Origin of the sequence: Bradyrhizobium elkanii USDA 76 (assembly GCF_023278185.1) — a bacterium.
Lineage (GTDB): Bacteria > Pseudomonadota > Alphaproteobacteria > Rhizobiales > Xanthobacteraceae > Bradyrhizobium > Bradyrhizobium elkanii.
In genome coordinates, this window is sequence record NZ_CP066356.1 from 351,361 (window position 1) to 365,708 (window position 14,348).

Sequence of the window (14,348 nt, forward strand, 5' to 3'; positions counted from 1 at the left end):
GTGGCGGCAACAACGAGACTACGCGCGTATACTCACGCCAGACCCGTACATCCCCGCGCAAAGGCTTCGCCTTTGTCGCTGGAGGAGCGCGTAGCGCGTCTCGAAGGATGCACGGCCCGGCCGGTGGCCGTCGATCCTTCGAGACGCCCGCAAGTGCGGGCTCCTCAGGATGACGGGGATAGTTGCCAACTAGCCGCGACAAGGATCAATCCTACGCCCCGTACACCGAGCCCTTCGGCAGCGGGAACACCGGGTCCTGCGTGCGGATATTGGTCGGCCACACCACGGTGATGCGCTCGCCGGCGTTCTGCATCACGACCGGCGTCGAGCGCTCGTTCTGGCCGGACAGCGGCGTACCCGGCGGATAGAACTTCACGCCATAGCCCTGGATGGTGCCGCCTGCGGGGATGTCGACGTCGAGCGCCGCCTTGCGGATCGCCTCGGGATCGAAGCCGCCATACTTGTCCTTGGCGACCGGCAGCACATTGTTGAGCAGGATCCAGGTCTGGTTGAAGCCCATCGAGCAGTGCGGCGGCACTTCGGTCGCGTTGGTCTTCTCGCGGTAGCGCGCGACCATGGTCTTGGTGAGGTCGCCGATTCCGGGCGCGAGCTTGGCGGGATCGAGCAGCTGTGCCGGAACGGGGTCGATGTTGCAGAAATTGTCGATGTCGGCGCCGAAGGTCGCGCGCAGCTTGTCGAGCTGGCTGTAGCCGGCGCCGGCGCCGAACAGCATCTTGAACCTTAGCCCGCTCTCGCGCGCCTGGCGCAGGAACAGCGTGATGTCGGGATTGTAGCCGGCATGCGAGATCACGTCGGCCTTGGCGCGCTTCAGCTTGGTGACCAGCACCGAGAGATCGGGCGCGGAGGCGGAATAGCCCTCCTTCAGCGCGACCTGCAGCCCGACCTCCTTGGCGAAGGCCTCGTCCGCCGCGGCGACGCCGACGCCATAGGGCCCGTCCTCGTGGATCAGCGCCACCTTGACGTCCTTCGGCTCCATGCCGAGCTTGGCCTTGGCGTGCTCGTTGATGAAGCTCGCGAAGGCCTGGCCGTACTGGTCGGAATGGATCTGCGCGCGGAACACGTATTGCAGGTTCTTGTCCTTGAAGACGGCGGTCGAGACCGCGGTCGTGATCCACAGGATCCGCTTCTGCTGCTCGACCTTGGCGGCGAGCGGCACCGCGTGGGAGCTCGCGAACACGCCGTTGAGGATGTCGACCTTCTCCTGGTCGATCAGGCGATTGGCCTCGTTGATCGCGATATCGGGCTTGCTCTGGGAATCGACGTTGACCGGCGCAATCTTGTACTTGCCGCCGACACCGCCCTTCTCGTTGACGAGGTCGATCGCGATCTGGGTGCCGATCGAGGAGGCGACCGAGCCGCCGGCGGCGAACGGGCCGGTCAGGTCGTAGATCACACCGATCCGGACCGTCTCGGCCTGCGCCTGCGCCCGTGTCCAATCGAAGCTGAAAGCAGCGGCGGCAGCCGCTGAAGTCTTCAGCAGCGTCCTGCGTGAAGTCGGCATCGCGTCCTCCCCTGAAACCGTCGGTTGTGTGACGGGTCTTGCTTGTTTTCGCGGAGTATTGGGAGGCGAGGTCGGAAAGTCAACGCGGCTTGCGACTGCGGCGTCTTGCGCTTTGGGAGGAGAAGCTTGGCTTCCTACGTCGTCCCGGCGAAGGCCGGGACCCATTACCCCAAACGTAAATCGTTGCGCGACGCCGGGGCTGCAGTTCCTCTTACAACACGACCCTGTGGTTGATGGGTCCCGGCCTTCGCAGGGACGACGGCGATGGTGGACTGCGAAAATCTACTCCATCACCGCGGCATGATCCGACGGCGCCGACTGCGTGCGCAGCGCGGCCTTGGTCGAGCCGATCATCATCGCGAGCGGAATCGAGACCAGGATGAACAGCATCACCAGCTGGTAGTCGTGCGAGAACGCGATGATCTGCGACTGCGCGGCCACCATCTTGTCGGCCATCGCGCGGCCGGCGTCGGTGTTGAGGTTGATCATGCCCGATACGTCGGGCATCTGCAGCGCGTGGTTGAACGGATTGATCTGCTCCGACAGCTTTGCGTAGATCCGCCGCGAGCCCTCGGTGAGCTGCGCGATCACGATCGAGATGCCGACCGAGCTTGCGACGTTGCGCAGCAGCGTCAGCATCGAGGTGCCGTCGGTGCGCAGGTGATTGGGCAGCGTCAGGAACGAGACCGTCGACAGCGGCACGAACACGAGGCCGAAGCCGAAGCCCTGGATCACGCTGACGACGATGATCTCGCTCGCCTGCGTCATGTCGGTCCAGCCGGTCATCTGGAACAGCGAGGCCGCGGTCAGCGCGAGTCCCGAGATGATCAGCGTGCGCGCTTCGATATACCGCATCATGCGGCCGACCAGCATCATCGCGACGAAGGTGCCGACGCCGCGGCTCGCCAGCAACAGGCCCGCGGTGATGATCGGATAGCCGATCACGTTTTGCAGATAGGGCGAGGACAGCGCCATGGTCGAATACAGCACGAGGCCCATGACCGTCATGAACACGCAGCCGCCGAGGAAGTTCTTGTCCTTGAACAGCGCGAACTGGATGAACGGCCGGCTCGTGGTCAGCGAATGGGCGAAGAAGAAATAGGCGCCGACCGCCGCGACGACGAACTCGACGAAGATCTCGTTGGATTCCAGCCAGCCGAGCTGCTCGCCGCGGTCGAGCGCGAGCTGCAGCGAACCGATCGCGACCGCGAGCGCGGTGAAGCCGAACCAGTCGAAGCGCAGGTTGAGGTCCTGCTTGGTTTCGTCCATGAAGATCGCGAGCCCGAGCACGGTGATTGCGCCGAACGGAAGGTTGACGAAGAACACCCAATGCCAGGAATAGGTCTCGGTCAGCCAGGCGCCGAGCGAGGGGCCCATGATCGGGCCCATCATCACGCCCATGCCCCAGATCGACATCGCTTTCGCCCGCTCATGCAGCGCGTAGGAGTCGAGCATCACCGCCTGCGACAGCGGCACCAGCGCCGCGCCGAACACGCCCTGCAGCAGGCGGAACAGCACCATTTGGGTGATGTCCTGGGCGAGGCCGCAGAACACCGAGGCGACGGTGAAGCCGGCCGAGCAGATGATGAAGATGCGCTTCCTGCCGTAGCGGTTGGCGATCCAGCCGACCGGCGCGGTCATGATCGCGGCCGCGACGATGTAGGAGGTCAGCACCCAGTTGATCTGGTCCTGCGAAGCCGACAGCGAGCCCTGCATATAGGGCAGCGCGACGTTGGCGATCGTGGTGTCGAGCGCCTGCATGATCGTCGCGGTCATCGCGCAGATCGTCACCATGTTCCGGCGCATGCCGGGCACGGCGGATGGTGACGGTGCATTCATCGAGTGTCAGTCCGGTTCGTCGATGCGGCGGGAATCACCTCTCCCCATCGGGGAGAGGTCGCGCCGAAGGCGCGGGTGAGGGGGACCGGGTCCCACGAGAGAGCGTAACCCCTCACCCGGATTGCATCTGGCGATGCAATCCGACCTCTCCCACAAGGGGAGAGGTGACGCGCGGAGCTGCGAGCTCGCCTCATCTTACTCGTGGTCCGGGTGCGCCGAGGCCGGCGCCAGCCCGAGCAGGCCGGCCAGCGTGCGGCGGTGGTTGGTGTCGATCGTCGCGTAGACGCTCATGCCGGCTTTCAGCTTCTTCACGAACGGATCGTTCTCGTCGAAGTAGATTCGCACCGGGACGCGCTGCACCACCTTGACGAAGTTGCCGGTCGCGTTCTGCGGCGGCAGGATCGCGAACTGCGCGCCGGTGCCGGGCGACAGCGAGCCGACCTTGCCCTTGAACCGATGGTTCGGGAACGCGTCGACATCGAGCTCAACCGGCTGGCCGACCGCGACATAGGTGAAGTCGCTCTCCTTCGGATTGGCGTCGACCCAGGGATGGTCGACGTCGATGATCGAGAACACCGGCGAGCCGGCGGCGACGAAGCGGCCGAGCTGGATCTGGTCGACCTGGGTCGCGACGCCGTCCATCGGCGCGCGCAGCACGGTGTGGTCGAGATTGCGCTGAGCGTCGTCGAGCTTGGCCTTGGCCTGGGCGTAGGGCGGGAACTGCTCGATCGGCAGGTCGATATCGCCGAGCAGCTGGGTCTTGTCCTTGGAGATCTGCTGCCTGATGTATTGCGCCAGACTCTCGGCCGTCACCTGCGCATTCGCCGCGTTGTCGAGGTCGAGCTGCGAGCCGAAATTCTGCTTGGCCAGCGTCGACTTGCGTTCGACGTCGCGCTTCTTCAACTCGATGCTCTGCTGGGCGAATTCCAGCATCCTGCCGTTGATCTTGATGTTGTCGACCAGGTTGTCATAGGTGGTCCTGGTCTGGTCGAGCGCGGCCTTGGCCTGCGCCACCGCGAGACGGAACGGCACCGGGTCGATCTCGAACAGCTCGTCGCCCTTCTTGACGTGCTGGCCTTCCTTCACGACGATCTTGTCGATCTTGCCGGAGATTTCCGGCGTGATCAGCACCTTCTGCGCCCCGACATAAGCGTCGTCGGTGCCGACATAGCGGCCGCCATTGAGATAGAACACGATGCCGCCGATCGCAGCGAGCGTGGGCAGCACGACCAGCAGCAGCGTGCGGCGATAGCGCCGCAGGCCGGCCATCAGGCGACGGCGCGGCGCGCGGCTGGCCTTGCCCGACGGGCTGGGCTCGCCCGGATTGCTCTTCTGCTCGGGGGCCAGCTTGAGGACGGGTTCAGCCATAGCGCTGTTCCTTTCGGGAGGGCTCGCCGGCTGGGGTCTGGACGGCATTGCGAACGTTTTCCTTGATCGATTCCAATTGGGTGAGCAGGCGATACGCGTCAGCGGGGCTGATGCCCTCGAGCACGGTCGCGGTGAGTTCGGAGCGGAGGCCGGCGAGCTTGCCGAGCAGCGGGCGCGCGGCCTTCTTCAGGTAAAGGCGGTTGACGCGGCGATCGTTCTCGTCGCTGCGGCGCTCGATCCAGCCATTGTCGCAGAGCTTGTCGATCAGCCGCGTCAGCGTGATCGGCTGTACCTCGAGCAGTTCGGCGAGCTCGGTCTGCTTCAGCCCTTCCTGGCGTTCCACCTTGGACAGCACGGCCCATTGCGCGCGAGTGATGCCATAGCGTGCGGCCTCCTTGTCGGCATAGACCCGGATCAGCCGGAACACCTCGCCCAGCGTAAACAAGAAATCGGTGTCCACCGAACCGCGCATCGATCCTGCCTCCATAAGCTTTGGATATAATAAGCTTGCTTATGATTTCTGCATGCCGGGTTAACGCGAGGCTGCCCCGCATTGCGGGCATGGCTGCAACGCGGCGACGGACCGGGGTTGGGAGCCGGGCTTTGGGAACGGGCGCGCAAATGCTAGATATGGAGGCAATGAGCTTGGCTAAGCCGACATTTCCTGCCCCCGACCACGATCACGGCCGCTGCGCCGCGGACGCGATGGCGCATGCCGAACAGGTTTGTGCGCGCCGCGGCCAGAAATTCACCCCGATCCGCCGTCAGGTGCTGCAGGCGCTGCTGTCGAGCCATCGCCCGCTCGGCGCCTATGAGGTGATCGACGAGTTGGCCAAGACGATGCCGCGGCCGGCACCGATTACCGTCTACCGCGCGCTCGACTTCCTGATGGAGAACGGCCTCGTCCACCGCATCGAGAGCCGCAACGCCTTCCTCGCCTGCGCGCATGACCATGACGAGACCTCGATGGTGGCGTTCTTGATCTGCGACCATTGCGGCTCGGTCGGCGAGATCCCGGCCGCCCCCGTCGCGCAAAGCTTGACCGCGGCGGCGCGGGCCTCGGGGTTCATCCCGAAACTCTCCGTCGTCGAGATCGCCGGCACCTGCGCGCATTGCCAGAAGACGTGATGGCGCTGATGCGATTGAGTCGAACGGTTACCGCAAACGCGCTCTGCTCCCTCTCCCGCTTGCGGGGGAGGGCCGGGGTGGGGGTGTCTCCGCGAGTTGTTCTGTGGCGAGAGCCCCCACCCGCATCGCATCTTCGATGCGATGCGACCTCCCCCGCAAGCGGGAGAGGTGAGGTAACAACGAACGCTTGAGCCTATAACAACAGCGGCACCAAGCCGGCCCGCGAGGAAACATGTCGACCCAAGCGATCTCCGCCAGCGTCACGAGGCCCGTCAGCGTCGGACACGGGCTGCCGCCCGGCGCCATCGCCGTGATGCTGATGCTGTGCGTGAGCTGGGGCTTCAACCAGCTTGCGGTGAAACTCGCGCTGCCCGACGTGCCGCCGATGTTGCAGGCGTTGATCCGTTCCGCCGGCGCGCTGCCGGTGATGCTGATCGTCGGCCACCTGCGCGGCGTCAAATTCTTCGAGCGCGACGGCACGCTGGTGCCCGGGATCATCGCCGGGCTGATGTTCGGCTGCGAGTTCGTGCTGATCTTCACCGGCCTCGTCTTCACCTCGGCCTCGCGTGCGTCGGTGTTCCTCTACACCGCGCCGTTCTTCGTCGCGCTCGGCTCGCACCAGTTCCTCGGCGAGCGTCTCTCGACCGTGCAGTGGAGCGGGCTTGCGCTGAGCTTTGCCGGCGTCGCGCTCGCGATCGGCGTGCCGCAGCCGAACGTCGATGCCAAGGTGCTGCTCGGCGACCTCATGGTGGTCGGCGGCGGCGCGCTGTGGGCGGCGACCACGCTGGTCGCCAAGGGCACGGGCTTGCGCAAGGCCGCGCCGGAAAAGGCGCTCGGCTACCAGGTCGCGATCTCGATTCCGATCCTCGGCCTCGCCGCCTGGATCGCGGGCGAGCGCATCGAGCATGTGCCGAGCGCGCTGTCGATCTCGCTGCTCGCCTATCAGGCGGTCTGGGTGGTGGGCTGCACATTTGTCATCTGGTTTGCGATGGTGAAAACCTACTCCGCGAGCAAGCTGTCCGCCTTCACCTTCGTCACGCCACTGTTCGGCGTCGTCGCGGCCTATTTCATCATGCATGACACCCTGACGGCGGTGTTCGGCGTCGCCGCGCTGCTGGTGATCGCCGGGCTCTATCTCGTCAACAAGCCCGACCCGAAGGTGACGCCGGATCCGAACGTGCCTGCGTGAGAGCGCGGCACACGACCACATCATCGGCGGCGAATGAGGCCGCTTGATGCGGTGTTGATCTACATCAACACTGCCACCGATACTCCGTGAACCCTCCCAAGGGAGGAAGGCCGTGGAGGCGCGCCGATGCCAACCGATGCCACCGCTGCAATTGAAGCCGGAATCCGGTCCGCGTTCACCGCATATTCCAAGGAGGATGATCCGGATTGGCGGAGCGCCTGCTGGATCAAGCCGGATGAGTGCTCCCACCTCGCACGGAGCATCTTGAAAGAATTGGCGGCCCGAGGCCTTGAGATCGTCAAGAAGCCGGCTTGATCGCCTCAAGACTCCGACGATTCATGCCGCGAGAATGCGGATGCATGACTCACTGGTGGCGCAACAAATTCAGTGTCGTCCCGGCGCAGGCCGGGACCCATAACCACGAATGGTCATTGTTGAACGACGCTGGAATGACGAGTCCCTTCAACAACAATCGCCACGGCGTATGGGTCCTGGCCTTCGCCAGGACGACGGAGGAGACATCGCGCCCCGTCCGCTACCCCGTCTCGATCGGCAACTCTGCATCCTTCGCCCATTCGCCCATCGAGCCGTCATAGAGCGTGAGATTGTCGTAGCCGAGCCGGTGCAGCTGGAACAGGTCGATGGTCGCGGAGATGCCGCCGCCGCAATAGGCGACGACGCGCTTGTCCCTGGTGATGCCTTGTGCGGCGAAGGTTGCTTCGGCCTCCTCAAGCGGCACGAACGTCTTGGCCTTGGGATCGATCAAGGTCGCCGCCGGCACGCTGACGCTGCCGGGGATGCGGCCGCGCCGCCCGTAACGGCTCGGCTCCAGTCCCTTGTAGAATTGCGGGCCGAGCGCATTGACGATGACGGTGTCGCCCTCCGTGGTCGCGGCGAGCACGTCATGCTTGTCGACGAACATGCCGTCCTTCGGCCGCGCCGGAAACGTCGCCGGCGGATAGCCGCCGGCAAGTCCGGTCTCGATGTCGCGTCCCTCGGCGGTCCATTTGTCGATGCCGCCGTCGAGCACCGCGGCACCCTCGAAGCCGAGCGAGCGCAGCATCCACCAGAACCGCGTCGCCCACATTGCGGTGCCGATCGAATAGAGCACGACGCGGCTGCCCGCCGAGATGCCGTGGCGGCCGAACGCGGCTTCGAGCTGCGCTGTCGGCGGCATCATGAAGCGCAGCTCGGTACGGGCCTCGGAGAATTCGGCCTGCAAATCCAGGAAATTCGCCCCCGGGATGTGGCCGGCCTCGAACGTCTGGCGGCCCGAGACGACAATATAGGGAACGTTGCTGCCGGCGGGGGCCGGCTCCAGATAGGTCGTGCAGTCGAACAGGCGAAGGTCCGGCCGGGTCAGGATCTCGGCAAGTTCCGCCGTGGTGATCAGCTCGCTGTGGCCGGCCATTTCGTCCTCCCGGAATGATCTTAAGGCAATGCTAAGATGCGCCAGATCACATGAAAAGCCGTCACTTTGCCCTTTGATTCACCCCAATCCGGTCCAATATAGCTGGGCATGCAGGACGCCGCTGCATGGCTTGCGTTTGGCCTCAATCGGCGCCATAAGCTGTTGAATTCACTCCGAAACATGGTCGTTTGGCCCGCCGTCCGCGAGGCCCATCGCCCCCTTGGTGAATGTCACCAAAACCTGATATTCGAGACGCCATGAACAAGCCCGAGATTTTGCCGCAAGACGACGTCGCCGGTCCCGCGCCGCGGCACCAAACCACGCAGGTCATGGTCGGCAACGTCGCCGTCGGCGGCGGCGCACCGATCGTCGTGCAGTCGATGACCAACACCGACACCGCCGATGTCGACGGCACCATCGCCCAGGTCGCCGCGCTCTCCCGCGCCGGCTCCGAGATGGTGCGCATCACTGTCGACCGCGAGGAAGCCGCCGCTGCGGTGCCGCACATCCGTGACGGCCTGCGCAAGCGCGGCATCACCACGCCCCTGATCGGCGACTTCCACTATATCGGCCACAAGCTGCTCGCCGAATATCCTGATTGCGCCGAGGCGCTCGACAAGTACCGCATCAATCCCGGCAATGTCGGCTTCAAGAACAAGCGCGATACGCAGTTCGCCGACATCATCGAGATCGCCAACAAGAACAACAAGCCGGTGCGCATCGGCGCCAATTGGGGTTCGCTCGACCAGGAGCTGCTCACCAAGCTGATGGACGAGAACACGGCGTCTGCGAATCCGCGCGATGCCCGCGCGGTGACCCGCGAGGCGATGGTGCAGTCGGCGCTGCTGTCGGCGGCGCGCGCGCAAGAGCTCGGCATGCCGAAGAACCGGATCATCCTGTCGGCGAAGGTCTCCGCCGTGCAGGATCTGATCGCGGTCTATCAGGAAGTCGTGCGCCGCTCGGATTATGCGATCCATCTCGGCCTCACCGAGGCCGGCATGGGCTCGAAGGGCATCGTGGCCTCCTCGGCCGCGCTCGGCATCCTGCTGCAGCAGGGCATCGGCGACACCATCCGGATCTCGCTGACGCCGGAGCCCGGCGGCGATCGCACGCTGGAAGTGCAGGTCGCGCAGGAATTGCTGCAGACCATGGGCTTCCGCACCTTCGTGCCGCTGGTTGCGGCCTGCCCGGGCTGCGGCCGCACCACCTCGACCACGTTCCAGGAGCTGGCGCGCTCGATCCAGGATTTCATCCGCGACGAGATGCCGGCCTGGAAGACCAAATATCCGGGCGTCGAGCAGCTCAACGTCGCCGTGATGGGCTGCATCGTCAACGGCCCCGGTGAATCCAAGCATGCCAATATCGGCATCTCGCTGCCCGGCACCGGCGAAGCACCGGCCGCGCCTGTCTTCGTCGACGGCAAGAAGTTCCGCACCCTGCGCGGCCCCGGCATCGCCGCCGACTTCAAGGCGCTGGTGATCGACTATATCGACCAGCGCTACGGCAACGGCGCCAAGCTGCCGGAGCACGCCGGCGCCGCGGAGTAGTTTCACTCCGCGCGTGACCCGCACGCGCGTGACCCAACTCGAATGTCGTCCCGGCGAAGGCCGGGACCCATAACCCCAAACGGCGGGTATGGCGCGAGATGTGGGTTACGAACCTTCGCAAAACACAATCCTGTGGTTGGGTCCCGGATCTGCGCTTCGCTTGTCCGGGACGACAGATATGTTTGCGGTGCGGATTGCGCTTCCATCGATGCGCGGTACCATGTCTCCCAATCAAGAACCATCGGGAGAACGCCCATGAGCTCGCTGTCCGGCAAGCAAGGCCCGCGCTACCGCCACCTCGCCGACCAATCCGAGCCCTATGAGACCATCGGCGTTGAGAAGCTGACGCCGATCATCGGCGCGGAGATCTCTGGCGTCGATATCGGCAAGCTCGTCGGCGACGATGCCCGCTCCAACCAGCAGATGGACGAGATCCATCGCGCGCTCGCCGAAAACCTGGTCATCTTCTTCCGCGACCAGCACATCAGCCCCGACCAGCATCTCGCCTTCGGCCGCAAGTTCGGCGAGCTGCACGTGCACCCCGCCGCGCCCAATGAGGGCGATCCGGCGCTGATGAAGATCTACGCCGACAAGGATTCCCCACGCGCCAATGGCGAGGGCTGGCACACCGACGTGTCCTGCGACCTCGAGCCGCCGATGGGCTCGATCCTCTACATCAAGCAGTGCCCGCCGCGCGGCGGCGACACGCTGTTCGCCAACATGTACGCCGCCTATGAGGCGCTGTCGGACCGCATGAAGGCCTATCTCGACGGGCTGACCGCGCTGCATGACGGCGAGCAGACCTATCGCGGGCTCTACGCCAACTACGGCGTCGCCGACAAACGGGAGTATCCCCGCGCCGAGCATCCGGTGGTCCGCACCCATCCGGTGACCGGCAAGAAATCGCTCTACGTCAACCGCGGCTTCACCCGCTTCATCGTCGGCATTCCGCGCGACGAGAGCGACGCCATGCTGGCCTATCTCTACCAGCACGCCGAGAACCCGCTGTTCCAGTGCCGCTTCCGCTGGACCGAGAACGCGATCGCGTTCTGGGACAATCGCTGCGCCCAGCACCGTGCGATGTGGGATTACTGGCCGCACACCCGCTCCGGCACCCGCGTGACCGTGAAGGGCGAGCGGCCAGTGTGAGGAGGCCTGCGAACGACGAACTGAAAAAGTAATCCGGGAGGTCGTCCATGCTTCGCGCCGAAGACAACAAATTCCTCACCGAATCCGGTGAGGGGACCGGCATGGGCGAATTGCTGCGGCGGTTCTGGATTCCGGTGCTGCTGTCGGAGGAGCTGCCGGAGCCGGACAGCGATCCGAAGAAGATCGTGGTGATGGGCGAGGAGCTGCTTGCCTTCCGCGACACGAGGGGCGTGGTCGGCGTCATCGACCAGTACTGCCCGCATCGCGGCGCCAATCTCTGGCTCGGCCGCAACGAGGAATGCGGCATCCGCTGCGTCTATCACGGCTGGAAGTTCGACACCGACGGCCGCTGCGTCGACATGCCGACGTCGTATCCCGACCTCAACGCAAAGGACCTGATCCGGATCAAGTCCTATCCGGTGCGCGAATGGGGCGACATGATCTGGGCCTATATGGGCCCGGCCGATCAGATGCCCGAACTGCCGGCGCTGGAGATGGCGCTGCTGCCGGCCTCGCACCGCTTCGTCACCAAGAAGTGGCAGGACTGCAACTGGGTGCAGGCGGTGGAAGGCTCGATCGACACCGCGCATTTCACCTTCGCGCATCTCTCCTTCGAGAAGGAGGAGAACGAGATCCTCGACATCAAGAAGCATTTCGTGAACCCGCTGACGCGGGTCGCGACCGATCACATGCGCTGGATCGCCGAGGACCCGCGCCCGGTGATCAAGATCAATCCGCATGAGGCCGGCCTCACGGTGGCGGGCGGACGGCTCACCGGCAGCGACAACATCTATTGGCGCATCGCCCAGTTCCTGATGCCGTTCCACAGCTACGCGCCGAGCTCGATGCCGGGCGAGAACATGTTCGGCCAGACCTTCGTGCCGGTCACCGACACCAATTGCTGGATCTACACCTATGCGTGGAATCCACACCGCCCGCTGACCGATGCCGAGCGTGAAGGCTACGCCAACGGCAATGGCGTGATGGCTGTCGTCGACGAGAACTACGTGCCGCTGCGCAACAAGGCCAACGACTATCTGATCGACCGCAAGCTGCAGCGGACCAAGAGCTATACCGGCATCAAGGGCGTTTCCGAGCAGGACGCCGCGGTGCAGGACAGCCAGGGCCCGATCGCCGATCGCACCCGCGAGCATCTCGGCCCGACCGATCTCGGCATCATGCATTTCCGCAAGCTGGTGATGGAGGCGGCCCGTGCGCTGCAGAAGGGCGAGGCGCCGCCGCATACTCAGCACCAGGACCGCTACACCGTGCGCTCCGGCGCCTGTGTCACCAGCAAGACCAAGGATCTCACCGCTGTGATGATCGAGCGGTTCGGCGATCCCGCCGGCTTCGTCGGCGGTCCCGGCCAGAACGCCGCCGCGGAGTAACCTCCGCTGTCGTCCTGCGAAAGCAGGGACCCATAGCCACAGGTGTTCGTTGTTGTGCCACGCTGGGGCCCCAACCTTCGCCAAACCGGCAACGGTGGTTATGGGTCCGGGTCGCGCTTCCGCCTTCGCTCGTTGAGCTACGACGGACAAGTCGCTTGCCCGGGACGACATCGGGGCTACAGCGGAATCCTGCGATACTCGCGGTTGGCGAGGCTGGCTTCCTCGAGGTCGAGGTCGCGCTCGATGCGCCGCCTGGTCTCGTCGGTGATCTTGCCGTCGCGCAGCAGCATATGGATGAACTTGCGCTCGGAGGCGATCAGCTCCCGCGTCAGCTCGGTGCCGGTGGCGGAGACGTCGTGGGTGTCGGGGTTGAGCGAGTCGGGCAGCTGGTTGATGCGGATCTCGTGCCGCGAGCGCAAGAGCTTGATCACCTCGTCGGAAAGCTCGCGATCGTCGGTGATGGCATCGAGCGACTTCAGCGCGGCGTTCAGCGCCTCGCGCCGCGCCGCGATCTCCTGCTCGTGCTCGGCGATGTGCTCGCTGCGTCCGTCCCTGGCGAGGCCGAGCCAGCGCACCACCGGCGGCAGAGTGAGGCCGAGCCCGACCAGCGTCACGAAGATCACGCCGAAGGCGACGAACAGGATCAGGTCGCGATACGGGAAGGCATCGCCGTTCGGCAATGTCAGGGGCAGCGCCAGCGCCGCGGCGAGCGAGACCGCGCCGCGCACGCCGGTGAAGGCCACCACGAACACCGCCCGCCACGACGGCAGCGGATCGCGCTCGCGCACGCGGGCGCTGATCCAGCGCGGCAGATAGGTGCCGGGAAACACCCAGACGAAGCGCGCGACGATCACGATCACGGCGACCAGCACGGTCGCGGTGAGGATGTCGTGCAGCGGAAACGACTTCGACTTCTCGTACAGCGAGCGCATCTGGAAGCCGGTCAAGAGGAACAGCAGGCCCTCGATCAGATAGATGATCAGGTCCCAGAAGAAGATGCCCTGCAGGCGCGTCGCGGCCGAGATCAGCAGCGGCCCGTTCCAGCTCATGTAGAGGCCGCAGGCGACGGTCGCGATCACGCCGCTGCCGCCGAAATGCTCCGGGATCCAGTAGGCGAGATAGGGCGTGATCAGCGACAGCGTGATCTCGACCTGCGGATCGCGGGCGCGGCGGCGGGCGCGCAGGCTGAGCCAGCCGACCGCGGTGCCGAACGCGATCTCGCCGGCGACGATGACGAGGAACGTGCCGGTCGCCTTCGGCAGCGAGAACAGCCCGGTGGTGATCGCGGCGAGCGCGAAGCGGTAGAGGATCAGCGCGGTCGCGTCATTGGCGAGCCCTTCGCCCTCGAGCACCACCAGGATGCGGCGGGGCATGCCGAGCTTGCGGGCGATCGCCAGCGGCGCGACCACGTCCGGCGGCGCGACGATGGCGCCGAGCAGGAAGCCGATGCTCCAGGGCAGGCCGATCAGATAATGGGTCGCGGTTGCGACCATGAAGGCGGTGAAGATCACGCAGCCGACCGACAGCAGGATGATCGGCCGCAGATTGGCCTTGAACTCGCGCCAGCTCATCGCGACGCTCGCCGAATAGATCAGCGGCGGCAGCACCACCAGCAGCACGAGCTCAGGCGGCAGTTCCAGCGACGGCATGCCCGGCACGAAGGCGAGCACGATGCCGACCAGCAGCAGCAGGATCGCGGGCGCGATATCGGTCCGCCGCGCCACCAGGGCGGTTCCCGCCAGCACGCCGAGCAAAGTGAGAAAAATCTGAAACTTGGCTTCCATAATGGGCTCAATTCGCCCGGAAA

The 14,348-nt window shown here is 65.2% G+C and carries 12 protein-coding genes; 6 read left to right on the forward strand and 6 right to left on the reverse strand.

All coding sequences use genetic code 11. The features are described 5' to 3' along the window. Positions 1-211: 211 nt before the first annotated feature. The 4 genes from JEY66_RS01620 to JEY66_RS01635 all read right to left on the reverse strand — a co-directional run bounded on the left by JEY66_RS01620 (position 212) and on the right by JEY66_RS01635 (position 5,201). Entirely contained in the window at positions 212-1,522 is a 1,311-nt protein-coding gene (locus JEY66_RS01620; RefSeq protein ID WP_018269210.1) for an ABC transporter substrate-binding protein, read from the reverse strand. 282 nt (positions 1,523-1,804) lie between these two features. Then, the gene (locus JEY66_RS01625; RefSeq protein ID WP_026192000.1) at positions 1,805-3,361 is read right to left on the reverse strand and encodes an MDR family MFS transporter; all 1,557 of its coding nucleotides are present in this window, start codon (positions 3,359-3,361) and stop codon (positions 1,805-1,807) included. A 195-nt stretch (positions 3,362-3,556) separates the two neighbouring features. Next, positions 3,557-4,729 carry an HlyD family secretion protein gene (locus JEY66_RS01630; RefSeq protein ID WP_016847503.1) on the reverse strand — a complete coding sequence of 391 codons (1,173 nt, stop codon included), beginning with the start codon at positions 4,727-4,729 and terminating at the stop codon, positions 3,557-3,559. Further along, the gene (locus tag JEY66_RS01635; protein ID WP_100213793.1) at positions 4,722-5,201 is read right to left on the reverse strand and encodes a MarR family winged helix-turn-helix transcriptional regulator; all 480 of its coding nucleotides are present in this window, start codon (positions 5,199-5,201) and stop codon (positions 4,722-4,724) included. Before JEY66_RS01635 ends, JEY66_RS01630 begins: the two co-directional genes overlap by 8 nt. A gap of 167 nt (positions 5,202-5,368) precedes the next feature. On the opposite strand from JEY66_RS01635, the gene JEY66_RS01640 reads away from it, so the two are divergent. From JEY66_RS01640 to JEY66_RS01650, 3 genes are all read left to right on the forward strand, one after another. Then, complete coding sequence (locus tag JEY66_RS01640) at positions 5,369-5,857, forward strand: Fur family transcriptional regulator (RefSeq protein WP_026191999.1); 489 nt, start codon at positions 5,369-5,371, stop codon at positions 5,855-5,857. 232 nt (positions 5,858-6,089) lie between these two features. Beyond that, complete coding sequence (locus JEY66_RS01645) at positions 6,090-7,046, forward strand: DMT family transporter (RefSeq protein ID WP_018269207.1); 957 nt, start codon at positions 6,090-6,092, stop codon at positions 7,044-7,046. A 126-nt stretch (positions 7,047-7,172) separates the two neighbouring features. Then, positions 7,173-7,361 (forward strand): hypothetical protein, encoded by a 189-nt coding sequence (locus JEY66_RS01650; protein ID WP_016847507.1) that lies wholly within the window; start codon positions 7,173-7,175, stop codon positions 7,359-7,361. A 220-nt stretch (positions 7,362-7,581) separates the two neighbouring features. Here the strand turns inward: JEY66_RS01650 and JEY66_RS01655 are convergent, their stop codons facing one another. Next, positions 7,582-8,457, reverse strand: a complete 876-nt coding sequence (locus tag JEY66_RS01655) for a sulfurtransferase (protein ID WP_016847508.1) — start codon at positions 8,455-8,457, stop codon at positions 7,582-7,584. Positions 8,458-8,714: 257 nt separating this feature from the next. On the opposite strand from JEY66_RS01655, the gene ispG reads away from it, so the two are divergent. The 3 genes from ispG (at position 8,715) to JEY66_RS01670 (ending at position 12,541) form a co-directional block, all read left to right on the forward strand. Further along, positions 8,715-10,004: a flavodoxin-dependent (E)-4-hydroxy-3-methylbut-2-enyl-diphosphate synthase gene (ispG, locus tag JEY66_RS01660; RefSeq protein WP_016847509.1), complete on the forward strand. Its 1,290-nt coding sequence runs from the start codon at positions 8,715-8,717 to the stop codon at positions 10,002-10,004. A 255-nt stretch (positions 10,005-10,259) separates the two neighbouring features. Beyond that, positions 10,260-11,153, forward strand: coding sequence for a TauD/TfdA dioxygenase family protein (locus JEY66_RS01665; RefSeq protein WP_016847510.1), 894 nt, complete (start codon positions 10,260-10,262; stop codon positions 11,151-11,153). 47 nt (positions 11,154-11,200) lie between these two features. Beyond that, on the forward strand, positions 11,201-12,541 hold the full coding sequence (locus tag JEY66_RS01670) for a Rieske 2Fe-2S domain-containing protein (RefSeq protein ID WP_016847511.1): 1,341 nt from the start codon (positions 11,201-11,203) through the stop codon (positions 12,539-12,541). Positions 12,542-12,717: 176 nt separating this feature from the next. Here the strand turns inward: JEY66_RS01670 and JEY66_RS01675 are convergent, their stop codons facing one another. Then, on the reverse strand, positions 12,718-14,325 hold the full coding sequence (locus tag JEY66_RS01675; RefSeq protein WP_016847512.1) for a Na+/H+ antiporter: 1,608 nt from the start codon (positions 14,323-14,325) through the stop codon (positions 12,718-12,720). Positions 14,326-14,348 lie beyond the last annotated feature (23 nt).